Genomic DNA, 16,157 nt, shown 5'->3' with positions numbered 1-16,157 from the left:
TCACCTCAGCGGTTTTACGCGTAGGTTGACGCTGTTGCGCCGCAAAAAACGGGCAAGATCAGCGGCGCTGCAAAGGGAGAGATCAGGAATGACGAGAACTGCGGTCATCACCGGTTCGACGAGCGGCATCGGCCTTGCCATTGCCAAGGCTTTTGCCAAGGGCGGCGCCAACATCGTCTTGAACGGCTTCGGCACGCCGGACGAAATCAAGGCTGCGACGGACGAAGTCGGGGCGCTCACCACGGGAACGGTCATCTATCACCCGGCCGACATGACGAAGCCGGACGAGATCGCCGACCTGATGGCAACGGCGGCAAAACGCTTCGGCAGCGTCGACATTCTGGTCAACAATGCCGGCGTTCAATATGTCGAGAAGGTCGAGGATTTCCCGGTCGAGCAATGGGACCGGATCATCGCCATCAACCTCTCCTCCTCTTTCCATACCATTCGCGCCGCCCTGCCCGGCATGAAGGCAAAGGGCTGGGGCCGCATCGTCAACATCGCCTCTGCCCACGGGCTCGTCGCCTCGCCGTTCAAATCGGCCTATGTCGCCGCCAAGCACGGCATCATGGGGCTGACAAAGACCGTCGCGCTCGAAGTTGCGGAAAATGGCATCACCGCCAATTCGATCTGCCCGGGTTATGTGCTGACCCCGCTGGTCGAAAAGCAGATCCCGGATCAGGCCCGCACCCGCGGCATCACCGAAGAGCAGGTCATCAACGACGTAATGCTCAAGGGCCAGCCGACCAAGAAATTCATCACCGTCGAGCAGGTAGCGTCGCTCGCCGTCTATCTCGCAAGCGATGATGCGGCGCAGATCACCGGCACGCATGTTTCCATGGACGGCGGCTGGACGGCGCAATAGAGAGCCGCCCGTCCATTGAGACGAGGCGGACGACGCCCTAACTCTATGAAAATGCGCATGGTCCGTCGCCGGGAACGCTTCCGGTTTTTGCGGCCATGCATCAGCAGGAATGAATGGCATGCCTAAGGTTAGGGAACGCAAGGACGACGACAGCATTCGCTTCATCCTCAATGATAGCGAGGTGGCGCTTTCCGACGTCGCGCCGACCGCGACCCTGCTCGACTATCTCAGGCTTGAGCGCCGGCTGACAGGAACCAAGGAAGGCTGCGCGGAGGGCGATTGCGGTGCCTGCACCGTGCTCGTCGGCCGGCTCGCCGGCGAAACGCTGGTCTATGAAAGCGTCAATGCCTGCATCCGCTTCGTCGGATCGTTGCATGCGACCCATGTGGTCACCGTTGAGCATCTCGCCGCCAGGGATGGAACGCTTCATCCCGTGCAGCAGGCGATGGTCGATTTCCATGGCTCACAATGCGGCTTCTGCACGCCCGGCTTCGTCATGTCGCTTTATGGCCTCTGGCTTTCGAACGACAATCCCAGCCGGGCCGACATCGAAAAGGCGCTGCAAGGCAACCTTTGTCGCTGCACCGGCTACGAGCCGATCGTCAAGGCGGCCGAGGCCGCCGCAAGCGCGCGGCCTTCTGCTATCTTCGATCCGATCACGGCTGCGCGCGAGGCCACCATCGCCCGCCTCAAGGCGCTTCAACCCGAGAAAACGATCACCGTCCGCCACGGTGAAAGCTGTCTGATCGTGCCGGCGGATGCCACCGGCCTCGCGACCGCTCTTGCCGAGCACAAAGGCGCGACGGTGGTTGCCGGCGCCACCGATGTCGGCCTCTGGGTCACCAAGCAGATGCGTCCGATCGATCCCGTCGTCTTCATCAACGGCATCGCCGAACTGCAGCGCATCGAGGAAAGCGACGGCGGCCTGACCATTGGTGCCGGCGTCAGCTATTCAGCCGCCTTTGCAGCGCTCAGCAAAGCCTATCCAGCCTTCGGCCGGTTGATCGACCGTATCGGCGGCGAACAGGTGCGCAACATGGGCACGATCGGCGGGAACATCGCCAACGGTTCGCCGATCGGCGACAGTCCACCGCCCCTGATCGTGCTGGGGGCAACTGTCACGCTGCGCTCGACGGAAGGGACGCGCACGCTGCCGCTTGAAGATTTCTTCATCGCCTACGGCAAGCAGGACCGCAAAGCCGGCGAATTCGTCGAGAGCGTCTTCGTGCCCGCGCTGCCGGCGGGTGAGCTGTTTGCGGCCTACAAGCTCTCCAAGCGCCGCGACGAGGACATTTCCGCATTACTCGGCGCCTTCCGCATTTCGCTTGACGGCAACCGGGTAGAGACCGCCCGCATCGCCTTTGGCGGCATGGCCGGCACGCCGAAACGCGCTGCAACCGTCGAGGCCGCGCTCATCGGCAAGCCCTGGACCGAGGAAACGGTGCGCGCCGCTCAGGCAGCCTTCGAGGCCGACTATCAGCCCTTGAGCGATTGGCGCGCCACCAGCACCTATCGCATGCTGGCGGCGAAGAACCTGCTGATGCGCTTTTTCCTGGAAAGTGGCGGCCAGCCGGCGGAGCTCGTGCGCTACGCGGCGGGAGAGAGGTAATCATGGACAAGTCGACCTTCGAAGAACGCAAGGCGATCAAGGGGCAGATGCATTCGCACCAGCGCCATGACAGCGCCCACAAGCACGTGACCGGCACCGCCGATTACATCGACGACATGCCGGAACCGGCGGGCACGCTGCACGGTGCGCTGGGGATGACCGACCGCGCCCACGCCGAAATCACCGCCATGGACCTCTCGGCCGTCGCCGCGGCGGCCGGCGTCGTCTGCGTGCTGACGGCGAGCGACATGCCGCATTCCAACGATATCAGCCCCAGCCACCTGCATGACGAGCCGGTGCTTGCCGACGGCATCGTGCAGTTCCACGGCCAGCCGGCCTTTGCCGTCATCGCCGAGACGCGCGACATCGCCCGTCGTGCTGCCCGGCTGGCGAAGATCAGCTATCGCGACCTGGCGCATTTCACCGATATCACCGATGCGGTAGCCCATGGCGGCGAGCTCGTCACCCAGCCCCTGACCTTGCAGCGGGGCGATGCCGACGCTGAACTGGAAAAGGCGCCGCGCCGGCTGAAGGGCCGGATGCGCATCGGCGGCCAGGAGCACTTCTACCTCGAAGGCCATATCGCCCTTGCCATTCCCGGCGAGGACGACGAGGTCACCGTCTGGTCGTCGACCCAGCACCCAAGCGAAATCCAGCACATGGTCTCGCACGTGCTCGGCGTTCCCTCCAATGCGGTCACGGTCAATGTGCGCCGCATGGGCGGCGGCTTCGGCGGCAAGGAAACGCAGGGCAACCAGTTCGCAGCCCTTGCAGCCGTGGCGGCGAAAAAGCTCGGCCGTGCGGTCAAGTTTCGCCCCGACCGCGACGAGGACATGACCGCCACCGGCAAGCGTCACGACTTCCTCGTCGACTACGATGTCGGCTTCGACGAGGAAGGCCGCATCCACGCCGTTCACGCCAATTACGCTGCGCGCTGCGGCTACTCCTCCGATCTCTCCGGACCGGTGACCGACCGCGCGCTGTTCCACGCAGACAGCTCCTACTTCTACCCGCATGTAAAACTGACGTCGCAGCCGCTGAAGACGAACACCGTCTCCAACACCGCCTATCGCGGCTTCGGTGGCCCGCAAGGCATGGTCGGCGGCGAGCGCATGATCGAAGAGATCGCCTACGCTCTCGGCAAGGATCCGCTCGAGATCCGCAAGCTCAATTTCTACGGCGAGAAGGGTTCCGGCCGGGATATCACCCCTTACCACCAGCAGGTCGAAGACAACATCATCGCCCGGATCGTCGCCGAGCTTGAAGTCGACGCCGATTACCAGGCGCGCCGCATGGCCATTATCGAGTTCAACCGTGCGAGCCGTGTCATTCGCAAGGGCATCGCGCTGACGCCGGTGAAGTTCGGCATCTCCTTCACCATGACCGCATTTAACCAGGCCGGCGCCCTCGTGCACATCTATCAGGATGGCTCGATCCACCTGAACCACGGCGGCACGGAAATGGGCCAGGGCCTTTATGTGAAGGTCGCGCAGGTCATCGCCGACAGCTTCCAGGTCGATCTCGACCGCGTGCGCGTCACCGCGACCACGACCGGCAAGGTCCCCAACACCTCGGCGACCGCTGCATCGTCCGGCTCCGACCTCAATGGCATGGCCGCCTTCGATGCGGCGCGCCAGATCAAGGAACGGCTCGTCGCCTTTGCAGCCGAGCGCTGGCAGACGACGGCGGAAAACGTCACTTTCGTTCCCGATCACGTGAAGATCGGCGAAGAACTGGTACCCTTCCCGGAATTCATCAAGCTTGCCTATACGGCGCGCGTGCAGCTTTCGGCCGCCGGCTTCTACAAGACGCCGAAAATCCATTGGGACCGCGCGACCGGACGGGGAACGCCCTTCTACTACTTCGCCTATGGCGCCTCGGTGTCGGAAGTATCTGTTGATACGCTGACCGGCGAATACATGGTCGATCGCGTCGACGTGCTGCACGATGTCGGCCGCTCGCTCAATCCGGCGATCGACCTTGGCCAGATCGAAGGCGGTTTCGTCCAGGGCATGGGATGGCTGACAACGGAGGAGCTGTGGTGGGACGACAAGGGCCGACTGCGCACGCACGCACCCTCGACCTACAAGATCCCGCTCGCCTCGGACCGGCCGAAGATCTTCAACGTCAAACTGGCCGAGTGGTCGGAAAATGCGGAAAAGACCATCGGGCGGTCAAAGGCCGTGGGCGAACCGCCCTTCATGCTGCCGATCTCCGTGCTCGAGGCGCTGTCGATGGCGGTGGCGAGCGTTGCCGATTATCGCGAATGCCCGCGCCTTGATGCGCCGGCGACGCCGGAGCGCGTGCTGATGGCCGTCGAACGCCTTCGACAATCGTCTTGATTGATGACATCGCCGCGCATCCCGTTCGACGCGCGGCGTGTGAGAGCTCCGGTCAGATCCGGGGCAGCTCGTCGATGTTGACGAGGCGGTGCGCGTCGGCCTGCGCCTCGACATCGTCCCCATAGGGGCCACGGCCATCCATGAAACCCATGTCTCTTTTGATATGGTCGGACAGCGCATTGACGTCGAGCACCGGCTTGGCGACAACGGCACGGCCAAACAGGGTGGACGTGAGCCGCACGACCGCATCCAGCGAAAGAAGCGGTTTTCTTTCAGTATGTTCGATAACGTCGCAAGTCATTTTGAGCACCTGTTCGTCTTGGGAAGTTGACTTGCAGGATGCCGTGGAAGAGGATTGAGTTCCAATCGAACATCCGTCTGCATGCATCAAGAGAACTTATCCATGAAGATGTCCAAGCAGTTTCCGCTGAATGCGTTGAGGGTCTTCGAAGCCGTCGCCCGGCTCGGCAGTTTTACCAAGGCCGGCGAGGAGCTGGGCATGACCCAGACCGCCGTCAGCTACCAGGTCAAGCTGATCGAGGAGAGCGTCGGCGAGCCCTTGTTCCTGCGCCGCCCACGCCAGATCGCGTTGACCGATGTCGGCCAGCGGCTGGCGCCACGGGTCACCGAAGCCTTCGAGATGCTGCAGGAGGCCGTCTCCTCAGCGCGCGGCGATATCGACAGCACACTGTTGATCAGCTCGACCCCGACCTTCGCCTCGCAATGGCTCGCCCGCAACATCGGCTCGTTTCAGCTCGCCCACCCCACCATCGCCGTGCGCCTGGACACCAACGACAACCTCGTCGATTTTGCCAAGGAACCCACGGATCTCGCCATCCGCTCCGGCGCCGGCGTCTGGCCGGGCCTCGACACACATCCGCTGATGCGCGTCGAGTTCAGCCCGATGCTGAGCCCGGCACTCGCCGAAACCGTTGGCGGCATCCGCGAGCCGCGTGATCTCCTGAAGCTCAGGATCATCGATGCCGGCGACCCCTGGTGGCGGATCTGGTTTTCGGCCGCCGGCGTCGACGATCCGGATCTCGAGGGCCGCCCGACAAGCCGGCTCGGCGCGCAATCCTTCGAGGCGCGCGCCGCCGTTGCCGGCCAGGGCGTGGCGATCCTGACACCGGAATTCTACGGTGACGACGTAGCGCTTGGCCGGCTCTACCAGCCTTTCGACCTGCGCTGCAGCGACGGCTGCGACTACTGGCTGGCCTACCCGCATGCGCGCCGCAACACCCCGAAGATCCGCATCTTCCGCGACTGGATCCTCAGCGAACTCTGCCCGTCGGTTCAGTTCGGGGCCGATTGGGTAGAAGAGCGCAAGGCGGCTTCCGCGAGCTAGGGTAACCCATTAGAATCCATCAGGTTTATCATTCCGGGTGAATTCACCCCGAAATCGTCCCGATCGCGGCAATTTACGCTTGGAGGCGCATTCGCCCCCTTCCCCAACTCCCGGTTTTTGCGCAAGGTGCGCTGACGGAGAGAATAAAGGGGACCTGAATGTACGAGTTCGCCATCGCCTGGGAATGGCTGGCCTTTGCTGTGCGCTGGCTGCATGTCATTACCGCCATCGCCTGGATCGGCTCATCCTTCTATTTCATCGCGCTCGACCTCGGTCTCGTGAAGCGCGACCACCTGCCTGTTGGAGCCTACGGCGAGGAATGGCAGGTGCATGGCGGTGGCTTCTACCACATCCAGAAATATCTGGTCGCCCCCGCCTCGATGCCCGAGCACCTGACCTGGTTCAAATGGGAATCTTACGTGACGTGGCTTTCGGGCTTCGCCATGCTCTGTCTGGTCTATTACGGCGGTGCCGATCTTTTCCTGATCGATCGCCACGTGCTCGATATCTCGGCAACGTCCGCGATCCTGATCTCGCTCGCCTCGCTCGGCATCGGATGGGTCTTCTATGACCTGCTCTGCAAGTCGCCGCTCGGCAACAACACCTGGGGCCTGATGGCGCTTCTTTATGTGGCGCTGGTGATCATGGCCTGGGGCTATACCCAGGTGTTTACAGGCCGCGCCGCCTTCCTGCATCTGGGCGCTTTCACCGCCACCATCATGTCGGCCAACGTCTTCTTCCTCATCATTCCCAACCAGAAGATCGTCGTTGCCGACCTGATCGCCGGGCGCACGCCCGACCCGAAGCTCGGCGCCCAGGCCAAGCAGCGCTCGCTGCACAACAACTACCTGACCCTGCCGGTCATCTTCTTCATGCTGTCGAACCACTATCCGCTGGCTTTTGCCACCGCCTTCAACTGGATCATCGCGGCGCTGGTGTTCCTGATGGGTGTCACCATCCGGCACTGGTTCAATACGACCCATGCCCGCAAGGGTAGGCCTACCTGGACGTGGCTCGTCACCGTCCTCCTCTTCATCCTGATCATGTGGCTGTCGACCGTGCCGAAGGTGCTGACCGGCGAAGAAAAAGCCGAGGTCGCGCCGGTCTTTGCCCGGTTTGCGGAGAATGCGCATTTCCCCGCCGTCAAGGACGCGATCTCGACCCGCTGTTCCATGTGCCACGCAGCCGAACCGGTCTATGAGGGCATCGCCCGGCCGCCGAAGGGCGTGGTGTTAGAGAGCGATCAGGAGATTGCCGCCCACGCCCGCGAAATCTATATCCAGGCGGGGCGCAGCCATGCCATGCCGCCCGGCAACATAACCGACATGACGACGGACGAGCGCCAGTTGCTGGCAGCCTGGTTCGAAAGCGCCGTCGAGGAAGGCAAGACACAATGACAACGACGCTCATCCGCGGCCGCCTCTTGAGCTTTCACCGCGCGCCAATGGCAATCGAGGACAGCGCCGCCTACACCTATGAAAGCGATGGCGCGCTGCTGGTCGCAGACGGCCGGATCAAAACGTCTGGCACCTACGCGACTGTGAAGGCCGAGGCAGCGGATGATATCGTCGAGATCGATCACCGCCCGCACCTGATCGTGCCGGGCTTCATCGACACGCATCTGCATTTCCCGCAGATGCAGGTGATGGCCTCCTACGCCGCCAACCTGCTGGAATGGCTCAACACCTATACCTTCCCGGAAGAGTGCCGCTTCGTCGAGACCGCCCATGCCGAGCGCATCGCCAGCCGTTTCTTCGACGAAATGGTCCGCCACGGCACGACGACGGCGGCCGCCTATTGCACCGTGCATAAGGCATCCGCCGACGCCTTCTTCGCCGAGGCGCTACGCCGCGACATGCGCATGATCGCCGGCAAGGTGATGATGGACCGCAATGCCCCGCAGGGGTTGCTCGATACGCCGCAGATGGGCTACGACGAGACCCGCGCGGTAATCCGCGACTGGCACGGCAAGGGCCGCAACCATGTCGCCATCACTCCGCGCTTTGCCATCACCTCGACGCCGGAGCAGATGGACGTCGCAAAATCGCTGGTGCATGAGTTTCCCGACCTGCATGTCCAGACACATCTGTCGGAAAACCGCGACGAGATCGCCTTTACCTGCGAACTCTATCCGGAAGCCACCGATTATACCGACGTCTACGCCCGTTATGGGCTGCTTGGGCCGAAGAGCCTGTTCGGCCACTGCATCCACCTCTCAGACCGCGAGGCGGACGTGATGTGCGAGACGGGATCGGTCGCGGTCTTCTGCCCGACATCCAACCTCTTCCTCGGCTCGGGCCTTTTCCCGTTGCGGGCGCTCAACCGGCGCGAAAAGCCGGTACGCACCTCGGTCGCCTCGGATATCGGCGGCGGCACCAGCTATTCGATGCTGAAGACGCTCGACGAGGCCTACAAGATCCTGCAACTGCAGGGCGAGCGGCTGAACCCGTTCGACAGCTTCTTCATGATGACCCGCGGCAACGCCGAGGCGCTGTCGCTGGTCGATCGCATCGGCACGCTCGAGGCCGGCACCGACGCCGACTTCATCGTGCTCAACATGGCGGCAACACCGGCGATGGCGCTGCGCGCCGAAGTGGTCAACTCACTCGCCGATGAACTTTTCCTGCTCCAGACCATGGGCGACGACCGCGCGATCGTCGAGACCTATGTGGCGGGAAAACCGGCCAAGGCGGCACTCGCTGCTGCCTGACTTCACCGTCATTGGCAAAGAGGTCAAAAAAATTGACCTCTTTGCGTCCGCGCTATTAACAAGCCTCCGGCAAACATGGTAAGGCCTCGGTAGTCATCCCAAGAGTTGGGTGCGGAAAAGTGTCCGCGGCTTTCCGCCCGCATCCCGCTCTAACCTGTGTTTCAGATGAAGGCCGTTTCCATGACGCAAATCCTCGAAATCAGCGACCTCAAGGCCCTTGCCAAGCGCCGCGTACCGAAGCTCTTCTTCGATTACGCCGACAGCGGCGCCTGGACCGAGGGCACCTATCGCGCCAACGAGGAAGACTTCGCCAAGGTGAAGCTGCGCCAGCGGGTGCTGGTCGACATGACCAACCGCTCGCTGGAAACGACCATGATCGGCCAGAAAGTGTCGATGCCGGTGGCGCTGGCGCCGACGGGGCTGACCGGCATGCAGCACGCCGATGGCGAGATGCTGGCAGCCCAGGCGGCCGAAGCCTTTGGCGTTCCCTTCACGTTGTCGACCATGAGCATCTGCTCAATCGAGGATGTCGCGTCGGTCACAACCAAGCCCTTCTGGTTCCAGCTCTACGTCATGCGCGAGCGCGAGTTCGTGCTGAACCTCATCGACCGGGCCAAGGCCGCCAAGTGCTCGGCACTGGTGCTGACGCTCGACCTGCAGATCCTCGGCCAGCGCCACAAGGACCTGCGCAACAGCCTGTCGGCCCCGCCGAAGCTGACCCCCAAGCATCTCTGGCAGATGGCGACACGTCCCGGCTGGTGCATGAAGATGCTCGGCACCAACCGCCGCACCTTCCGCAATATCGTCGGCCACGCCAAGAGCGTCACCGACCTGTCCTCGCTCGGCGCCTGGACGGCAGAACAGTTCGACCCGCAACTCTCGTGGAAGGACGTCGAATGGATCAAGGAGCGCTGGGGCGGTCCGCTGATCCTGAAGGGCATTCTCGATCCGGAAGACGCAAGATGGCGGCGGCGACCGGCGCCGACGCGATCATCGTCTCCAACCACGGCGGCCGCCAGCTCGATGGCGCCCATTCCTCGATCAGCATGCTGCCGCGCATCGTCGATGCGGTCGGCCACCAGATCGAGGTGCATCTCGATGGCGGCATCCGCTCCGGCCAGGACGTGCTGAAGGCCGTCGCCATGGGCGCCAAGGGCACCTATATCGGCCGCCCCTTCCTCTACGGCCTCGGCGCCATGGGGAAGGAAGGCGTGACCAAGGCGCTGGAAATCATCCGCAAGGAGATGGACATCACCATGGCGCTCTGCGGCAAGCGCGATATCAACGACGTCAACCGCGACATTCTCGCGGATTGATCGAGCGCGCCAACCGGCGAAGCCGGATTGCCTGAAAAGGGCGGCTTCGCGGCCGGCCTCCAACACGTGTGTGGAATGCCTGCAGTTCCAAATTGGTCGCATAAACTAAACGTATGCGATCGTTTCTTGCGGCGAACCGTCCTTTGAGACGGGCGGTTCAGTCGTAAGCTTCAGGATTGATGCAGGTCGCCTTTACAGCGCCGCGCGTCAAATATGACGCGCAAAGGACGCTGTATCGCTTCAAACTTGTTGCATAATTCTATCCTCAAATCGGATCAGATTTGAGGAATTATGCAGTAGATCCAAGAGTTTGCGGCTCTCCGATCTCTATTGCGTGCCCGTCGGGATCATAAAAACGGAACACCCGCTGTCCCCAGGCTTGCCGCTCAATCGGGTGGATCAGCTCCACCTGCGGCGCAATGCTTTCGAAGGCCGCTTCGATATTCTCATGCTCGAAGTAGAGCAGCAGGTTCCCTCGCCCATAGGGTTCTTCCGCGGGACCGACTTCCCGCCAGACTGTTTGTTCCAGCGAACGACCCTCGTGGATCGCAAAACCGGTCTCGAAGAGAACGAAGTTTCCGAAGTCCTTCAACACCGTCAGACCGAGTGTCTCCCGGTAAAAGTCCCTGGATCGATCGATGTCGCGGACGAAAGGGATCGGATTGATGAAACGCATCGAATTCCCCTCGTGAGTCTCAAAATCGTCTCACACAATCCCGATCAAGGCGACGGTTTTCGACTGAATTTTACGCCGCGAACACTCATCCACCCACGCTCAGCTGCCGCGATAGGTCGAGTAGCCGTAGGGCGAAAGAAGCAGCGGCACGTGATAATGGCTGGCCGGATCGGCAATGCCGAAGCGCAGCGGGATCAGGTCGAGGAAGGCAGGCTCCGGCAGGTCCGCACCGACACGACGAAGATAGTCGCCGGCGTGGAAGACCAACTCGTAGCTGCCCGCCATGAAGCCGATGCCTTCGACCATGGGCCCATCGACGCGTCCGTCGCTGTTGGTATGAACGGTGCGGATCAGTTGCCGCTCGTCGCCTTCGAGCCAAAAGAGGTCGATGCGCAAGCCTTCGGCCGGCGTGCCGAGCGCAGTGTCGAGGACATGGGTGGTCAGGCGGCCGGTGCTGCTCATCGCTGCTCTTCCTTCATATTGCGCTCTCGATGACGAAGGGCTCGTCGTAGACATATTCTTCGAGATTGTTTCCCGGCCCATCCCGATCGACGACGATGAAGTCGCTGACCGCGCCCACCGACATCAGCGGATGGTGCCAGACATTGCGCCCGTAGTTGACGCCCTGCCGCCCGTTCGCCCGGAACACCCGCGGCATTCCCGGTCGGCCCCCCTCGTCTTCGGCAACGACGACGAGCCAGGGCCGGTCCTCGAGCGGCGAAAAGCTCTGGCTGCCGAAGGGGTGTCGCTCCATCATCGCCACCGCGTAAGGAAAGGCGCGCGGCTGGCCGCGAAAGATATTGATGATGACATCGGCACCCTCGCCGACAACATCGGCACGCGCCAGGCCATGGAAGCGTTCGGTGGTCCCGCCATTGATGTACCGCATCGAAGCCGGATCAGCCTCGATGACCGTGCCGAACGGCGCGAAAGCATCCTGCGTCAGGGGTTCGATCGAAAGAATACGCGACATCAGGCCATCGCCCCGCGGTGCTCATTGCCGGCGGCGTCGGCATGGTCCGGTTCGACTGCCCTCGGTAAAGATGAGCGCAGATAGCGAACGGGTATGTCAGGCATTTTCGTCTCCTGGAAGCATGGATTGCAGCCGCAGGCGGGCGATCTTCTCCACCTGCGCACAGGCGGTTTCAAATTCCTCTTCGGTCGAATTGTCAATGCGCCTTTCGAACGAGGCGAGAATGTCGTTCTTCGTCAGGCCCTTGACCGCGATGATGAAGGGAAAGCCGAATTTCTGCGTATAGGCCTCGTTCAGCGCCGTGAACCGGGCATGCTCGTCGGCCGAAAGGCGGTCGAGGCCGGCCGACGCCTGCTCCGCCGTCGAGTCCGCCGTCAGCTTGCCGGCGATCGCCAGCTTGCCGGCAAGATCCGGGTGGGCGCGCAGCACCGCCAGCCTTTCGCGCGGCAGACCGGCGCGAAAGGCCTGGCAAAGTGCCGAGTGCACGTTGCCGGCCGAAAGTCCCGTTGCGGCCGCCCGGTCGTAGGCCCGTTCGGCAACCCATGGAGAATGCTCGAACACGCCGCCGAAGCGGCTGACGAAGGCGTCGCGATCGGACATCAGAGAGCCCCTTCCGGCTTGTGGTGTTCATACCAGTGACGGGCGATGTCGATGCGCCGCGGCACCCAGACCTTGTCGTGCGACATGACATAGTCGATGAACCGCGCCAGCGCCGCGGCGCGGCCTGGACGCCCAACGAGGCGGCAGTGCAGGCCGATGTTCATCATCTTGGCGTTGCCTTCCTTGCCCTCCTCATAGAGCACGTCGAACGTGTCTTTGAGATAGGTGAAGAACTGGTCGCCGGAGTTGAAACCCTGGTTCGTCGCAAAGCGCATGTCGTTGGCGTCGAGTGTGTAGGGGATGATCAGATGCGGCTTGTCGGCCGTCAGCCCCGCCACCCAATAGGGCAACTCATCCGCATAGGAATCGGAGGAATAGAGGAACCCGCCCTCTTCGAGAACGAGCTTCAGCGTGTTGCTTGAAGGCTTGCCCTGGTAAAGGCCAAGCGGGCGCTCGCCGGTCAGTTCGGTATGCAGCCGAACGACTTCGCGGATATGCTCGCGCTCCACCTCTTCGGGGAAATCCTTGTATTCGAGCCAGCGCAGGCCGTGGCTGGCGATCTCCCAGCCCGCTTCCTTCATGGCGGCGACCGCTTCGGGATTGCGAGCCATCGCCAACGTCACGCCGTAGACCGTCAACGGCACGTCGCGGCTGGTGAACATGCGCCAGAGCCGCCAGAAACCGGAGCGCGAACCGTACTCATAAATCGATTCCATGTTGAGGTTGCGCTGGCCCTGCCAAGGCTGTGCACCAACGATCTCCGAGAGCAGGCTCTCGGAGGCCAGGTCGCCATCGAGGATGCAGCTTTCGCCGCCCTCTTCATAGTTGAGCACGAACTGCACGGCGATACGCGCATCGCCCGGCCAGTTTGCCTTGGGCGGGTTGCGGCCATAGCCGACGAGGTCACGCGGATAGGAAGTCTCAGACATCAAATCACCCTTCGAATTTTCCGGAACGGTATCACCGCCGACCGGATTGTCGAGACAAAATGACGTCGGTGCAGACGGTTAGCGGCCGGCCATCAGCGAGGCGACCATCCGCGACAGTGGCGGGATAGGGCCTGGCGCAAGCGTCGCCTCGGCTGCCGGCCGCTTGATCCGTTCGGCCCGCTTGGCCGCCGAAATCTTGCCGAGCGGGTGTTGCGAGTGGACGCGCATCGGCGCGCCCGATTCCTGCTCCACGAACAGCGCCAGGCTGCCGATCGTCAGCGGCGGCGCCAGGCATGGTTCGAACAGGTCGCGAAGCGGTGCCTCGATGCTGCGCATCGCGTCCAGATTGAGCGGCCCGGTCAGCATCATGTGAAAGCGATATTCATCCATCACATGAGGATCGCCCCAGCGATGCAGGTTGGAAAATTGCGGCGCCGTCAGCCTGTCGGGGTCGGAGCGCTCGATGTCGTCTTCGCTGAGCGGCGCGCGGAACGCGTCGAATTCCTGGATGATGCTGGCGGCCAGCAGATGCATCGCCGTGCTCGGGATCTGCGGCATCAGTCCCCAGCAGTGGCCGAGCCGGGCCACTTCCAGGCGCTCGATCTCGAACGGCGTCTGGGCGCCGGCAAAATGCATCAGCGCCTTGAGTAGCTGCGCCTCGTCCATATCGGGGTGAAGCCGGAAGGGCGACATCACCACCGCCTGAAAGCCGAAGCGACGCGGGACAGCCGTATGGAAGGCGATCTCGGATGCGGTCAATCCGGAGATCGATGGTAACTCGGTGGGCTCGCCGGAATAGACATTGCGGCCGAGCCAACTGGCGGCAACCGTTGAAAGCGGGTCGGCCATCGGCGGCGTGAAACAAATCGCGTAACGCATGCGCATGCTCCGGAAATCCGTTCTGGCACAGACCCGCGACAATCGATCTCGATCGTCGCCAGGGTGCGCAGGTTCAAAATCTTAGAGCTTCAACAATACCCTCCCCGGGAAGACGCGACGCTCTATTGCCCGCGTCTTAGGTGATTTGCGTGACAGCTTGACGAAGTGGAAGGGGCAATACCACGCGATTACCGTCCGGATCGCGCCCGCAGCTTTTTCGGAACCATCCCACCGACCAGCCGTTCCCCTGAGGTAGCAAACAACGATGGAGAAGAAGCGTGACCTATCACAATGCGAACCTTCAGGACGCCGGGATCAAGGAAACCCATGACCTGATCGCCAGCGACAAGGTTGAAGGCACGAAGGTTTATGGCGCCGACAACAAGCACATCGGCTCGATCGAGCGCGTTATCCTGGAAAAGCGCAGCGGTCGCGTGGCCTATGCCGTGCTCGGGTTCGGCGGTTTTCTCGGCATCGGGGAAGATCACTATCCACTGCCTTGGGCCAAGCTGACCTATGATGAGAACCTCGGCGGCTATCGGACTGATGTGACTCGCGAACAGGTCGAGCGGGCGCCGAAATATCACGGCAACGAGGAATACGACTGGAACAGCGAGAACGGACGCCGGGTCTATGACTATTACGGCGTGCCGCCTTACTGGATGTAAGGATCGGGTTTACGATCGTCCCGACATGGCTCCGCCGATGGCGGGGCCGTTCTTATGCCGCCAGCTTAAAGATGTTTCTCGCGAAGTGCCGCTATGTGATTCTGGCACAAGAAGGATCCCGGAATGTCGATCAACGGCTGGCCGGTGATCTCGTCGACGACGAAGCGCGCGAGGCGGTGGGCGATGCCGAAGCTCACCTTGAAGCCGCCTGTCAGGACCGACAGGTTTTCGTGATCCGGATGGCGCCCGGCGATCGGCTCCCGGCCGGTCGATTTCGGCCGGATGCCGGCCCAGCGCTCGACCACCTCCGCCCCGCGCAAGGACGGGACCAGCGCCTCGGCGCGCACCAGCAGCTCATTCAGCAGTTCATCCGTCGACTGCGGATCGGCATATTTGTTCTCGCTGGTGCTGCCGACCGCGATATGCCCGTCGTCATGGGCGACGATATAGACGCCGTCGGTGAAGATGACGGGCAATTGCGGATCGACATCGGCCAGAAGCAGCGCCGCCTGGCCCTTGACCCCCGTGCCGCTCGGTCCACGGAGAGGTCCCGACAGCGCATCGACGAGCGGAAAGCTGTCGACGCCGGCAGCAACTATGCAATGGCCGAAGGCGATTTCCGTGGCGTCATCGAGTTCGGCGCGGCCCTGGCCCGGATGGATTGCTCGAACGCCCGTCCCCTCGACGATCCGCACGTTCGGCGATTGCGCCAGTGCCGCACGCAGAACCGCCAGCATCTGGCGTGGAGAAAGCCGACCGCCAAGCGTATCGAACACCAATCCGCAAGCCGCCGCCTCGGCACTGAGCCATCCGGACGGCAGCTCGTCGCGCACGTGCCAGAAGAACTGGCGGTCGCCTGCCCGCCAGTTGCGCGTCGCATCCTGCTCGTGGCGAAGAGCGATCTCGCGCAGATGCGGCTTCGCAAGCGGCATGATCCGCCCGCTGCGGCGGTAACCTGCCGAAAGTCCGGTTTCGGCCTCGAGCGTTTCGATCTCGCTTTCGAGCGACACCAGGGCGTCGAACTGGAATTGTTTCTTGGCGTTCCATTTGTCCGGCATGTGCGGCATCAGCGCGCCGAGTATGCCGCCACTGGCGCCGGCCCCGATGCGATGCTCGTCGACCAGTTGCACGTCCATGCCGGTCCGTGCTGCCGTAAGGGCTGCCCAGAGCCCCATGATGCCGCCGCCGACGATCAAAAGTTCGCTCATCGATTGACCTTCTCCGGTGGCGGGATTATCGCCATCG

The 16,157-nt window shown here is 62.6% G+C and carries 15 protein-coding genes and 1 pseudogene; 8 read left to right on the top strand and 8 right to left on the bottom strand.

Going from position 1 to position 16,157, the window contains the following annotated elements; genetic code table 11:
• Nucleotides 1-88: 88 nt before the first annotated feature.
• The 3 genes from BKP54_RS14945 (at nucleotide 89) to xdhB (ending at nucleotide 4,816) form a co-directional block, all read left to right on the top strand.
• Nucleotides 89-865: a 3-hydroxybutyrate dehydrogenase gene (locus tag BKP54_RS14945; protein WP_025428009.1), complete on the top strand. Its 777-nt coding sequence runs from the start codon at nucleotides 89-91 to the stop codon at nucleotides 863-865.
• A gap of 118 nt (nucleotides 866-983) precedes the next feature.
• Nucleotides 984-2,474 (top strand): xanthine dehydrogenase small subunit, encoded by a 1,491-nt coding sequence (xdhA, locus tag BKP54_RS14940; RefSeq protein ID WP_057221007.1) that lies wholly within the window; start codon nucleotides 984-986, stop codon nucleotides 2,472-2,474.
• A 2-nt stretch (nucleotides 2,475-2,476) separates the two neighbouring features.
• On the top strand, nucleotides 2,477-4,816 hold the full coding sequence (xdhB, locus tag BKP54_RS14935) for a xanthine dehydrogenase molybdopterin binding subunit (protein WP_025428011.1): 2,340 nt from the start codon (nucleotides 2,477-2,479) through the stop codon (nucleotides 4,814-4,816).
• Between the two features lie 52 nt (nucleotides 4,817-4,868).
• Here the strand turns inward: xdhB and BKP54_RS14930 are convergent, their stop codons facing one another.
• Complete coding sequence (locus BKP54_RS14930; RefSeq protein WP_128090423.1) at nucleotides 4,869-5,057, bottom strand: hypothetical protein; 189 nt, start codon at nucleotides 5,055-5,057, stop codon at nucleotides 4,869-4,871.
• A gap of 162 nt (nucleotides 5,058-5,219) precedes the next feature.
• Between BKP54_RS14930 and BKP54_RS14925 the strand changes: the two genes are divergently transcribed.
• From BKP54_RS14925 to BKP54_RS14910, 4 genes and pseudogenes are all read left to right on the top strand, one after another.
• On the top strand, nucleotides 5,220-6,161 hold the full coding sequence (locus BKP54_RS14925) for a LysR substrate-binding domain-containing protein (RefSeq protein ID WP_057212610.1): 942 nt from the start codon (nucleotides 5,220-5,222) through the stop codon (nucleotides 6,159-6,161).
• Between the two features lie 158 nt (nucleotides 6,162-6,319).
• Nucleotides 6,320-7,558: a urate hydroxylase PuuD gene (gene puuD, locus BKP54_RS14920; protein ID WP_025428014.1), complete on the top strand. Its 1,239-nt coding sequence runs from the start codon at nucleotides 6,320-6,322 to the stop codon at nucleotides 7,556-7,558.
• The gene (gene guaD / locus BKP54_RS14915) at nucleotides 7,555-8,871 is read left to right on the top strand and encodes a guanine deaminase (RefSeq protein WP_025428015.1); all 1,317 of its coding nucleotides are present in this window, start codon (nucleotides 7,555-7,557) and stop codon (nucleotides 8,869-8,871) included. The genes puuD and guaD overlap by 4 nt, the downstream gene beginning before the upstream one ends.
• Nucleotides 8,872-9,051: 180 nt before the next feature.
• Nucleotides 9,052-10,187: pseudogene (locus BKP54_RS14910) on the top strand (alpha-hydroxy acid oxidase).
• A 289-nt stretch (nucleotides 10,188-10,476) separates the two neighbouring features.
• Here the strand turns inward: BKP54_RS14910 and BKP54_RS14905 are convergent.
• The 6 genes from BKP54_RS14905 to BKP54_RS14880 all read right to left on the bottom strand — a co-directional run bounded on the left by BKP54_RS14905 (nucleotide 10,477) and on the right by BKP54_RS14880 (nucleotide 14,244).
• Complete coding sequence (locus BKP54_RS14905; protein WP_025428017.1) at nucleotides 10,477-10,863, bottom strand: VOC family protein; 387 nt, start codon at nucleotides 10,861-10,863, stop codon at nucleotides 10,477-10,479.
• A gap of 99 nt (nucleotides 10,864-10,962) precedes the next feature.
• Nucleotides 10,963-11,325, bottom strand: coding sequence for a hydroxyisourate hydrolase (gene uraH, locus BKP54_RS14900; protein ID WP_025428018.1), 363 nt, complete (start codon nucleotides 11,323-11,325; stop codon nucleotides 10,963-10,965).
• Nucleotides 11,326-11,338: 13 nt separating this feature from the next.
• Nucleotides 11,339-11,836 (bottom strand): ureidoglycolate lyase, encoded by a 498-nt coding sequence (locus BKP54_RS14895; protein ID WP_025428019.1) that lies wholly within the window; start codon nucleotides 11,834-11,836, stop codon nucleotides 11,339-11,341.
• A gap of 96 nt (nucleotides 11,837-11,932) precedes the next feature.
• Nucleotides 11,933-12,436 carry a 2-oxo-4-hydroxy-4-carboxy-5-ureidoimidazoline decarboxylase gene (gene uraD, locus BKP54_RS14890; protein WP_025428020.1) on the bottom strand — a complete coding sequence of 168 codons (504 nt, stop codon included), beginning with the start codon at nucleotides 12,434-12,436 and terminating at the stop codon, nucleotides 11,933-11,935.
• A complete protein-coding gene (puuE, locus tag BKP54_RS14885; protein WP_025428021.1) occupies nucleotides 12,436-13,365 on the bottom strand; it encodes an allantoinase PuuE in 930 nt (309 codons plus the stop codon). Before puuE ends, uraD begins: the two co-directional genes overlap by 1 nt.
• A gap of 78 nt (nucleotides 13,366-13,443) precedes the next feature.
• Nucleotides 13,444-14,244, bottom strand: a complete 801-nt coding sequence (locus tag BKP54_RS14880; protein WP_025428022.1) for a DUF1045 domain-containing protein — start codon at nucleotides 14,242-14,244, stop codon at nucleotides 13,444-13,446.
• 278 nt (nucleotides 14,245-14,522) lie between these two features.
• On the opposite strand from BKP54_RS14880, the gene BKP54_RS14875 reads away from it, so the two are divergent.
• The gene (locus BKP54_RS14875; RefSeq protein WP_025428023.1) at nucleotides 14,523-14,912 is read left to right on the top strand and encodes a PRC-barrel domain-containing protein; all 390 of its coding nucleotides are present in this window, start codon (nucleotides 14,523-14,525) and stop codon (nucleotides 14,910-14,912) included.
• 65 nt (nucleotides 14,913-14,977) lie between these two features.
• Here BKP54_RS14875 and BKP54_RS14870 read toward each other — a convergent pair whose 3' ends face one another.
• The gene (locus BKP54_RS14870) at nucleotides 14,978-16,120 is read right to left on the bottom strand and encodes an FAD-binding oxidoreductase (protein ID WP_025428024.1); all 1,143 of its coding nucleotides are present in this window, start codon (nucleotides 16,118-16,120) and stop codon (nucleotides 14,978-14,980) included.
• Between the last annotated feature and the right edge of the window lie 37 nt (nucleotides 16,121-16,157).

Origin of the sequence: Ensifer sp. 1H6 (assembly GCF_001976035.1) — a bacterium.
GTDB lineage: Bacteria > Pseudomonadota > Alphaproteobacteria > Rhizobiales > Rhizobiaceae > Ensifer > Ensifer canadensis.
This window is presented reverse-complemented; position numbering and strand designations above follow the sequence as displayed.

Excerpts from the sequence above, each read along its gene's own strand:
- puuE (WP_025428021.1), bottom strand. The coding sequence starts at position 13,365 with ATGTCTGAGACTTCCTATCCGCGTGACCTCGTCGGCTATGGCCGCAAC.
- xdhB (WP_025428011.1), top strand. The coding sequence starts at position 2,477 with ATGGACAAGTCGACCTTCGAAGAACGCAAGGCGATCAAGGGGCAGATG.
- BKP54_RS14880 (WP_025428022.1), bottom strand. The coding sequence starts at position 14,244 with ATGCGTTACGCGATTTGTTTCACGCCGCCGATGGCCGACCCGCTTTCA.
- BKP54_RS14945 (WP_025428009.1), top strand. The coding sequence starts at position 89 with ATGACGAGAACTGCGGTCATCACCGGTTCGACGAGCGGCATCGGCCTT.
- puuD (WP_025428014.1), top strand. The coding sequence starts at position 6,320 with ATGTACGAGTTCGCCATCGCCTGGGAATGGCTGGCCTTTGCTGTGCGC.
- BKP54_RS14925 (WP_057212610.1), top strand. The coding sequence starts at position 5,220 with ATGAAGATGTCCAAGCAGTTTCCGCTGAATGCGTTGAGGGTCTTCGAA.
- guaD (WP_025428015.1), top strand. The coding sequence starts at position 7,555 with ATGACAACGACGCTCATCCGCGGCCGCCTCTTGAGCTTTCACCGCGCG.
- xdhA (WP_057221007.1), top strand. The coding sequence starts at position 984 with ATGCCTAAGGTTAGGGAACGCAAGGACGACGACAGCATTCGCTTCATC.
- uraD (WP_025428020.1), bottom strand. The coding sequence starts at position 12,436 with ATGTCCGATCGCGACGCCTTCGTCAGCCGCTTCGGCGGCGTGTTCGAG.
- BKP54_RS14895 (WP_025428019.1), bottom strand. The coding sequence starts at position 11,836 with ATGTCGCGTATTCTTTCGATCGAACCCCTGACGCAGGATGCTTTCGCG.
- uraH (WP_025428018.1), bottom strand. The coding sequence starts at position 11,325 with ATGAGCAGCACCGGCCGCCTGACCACCCATGTCCTCGACACTGCGCTC.
- BKP54_RS14870 (WP_025428024.1), bottom strand. The coding sequence starts at position 16,120 with ATGAGCGAACTTTTGATCGTCGGCGGCGGCATCATGGGGCTCTGGGCA.
- BKP54_RS14905 (WP_025428017.1), bottom strand. The coding sequence starts at position 10,863 with ATGCGTTTCATCAATCCGATCCCTTTCGTCCGCGACATCGATCGATCC.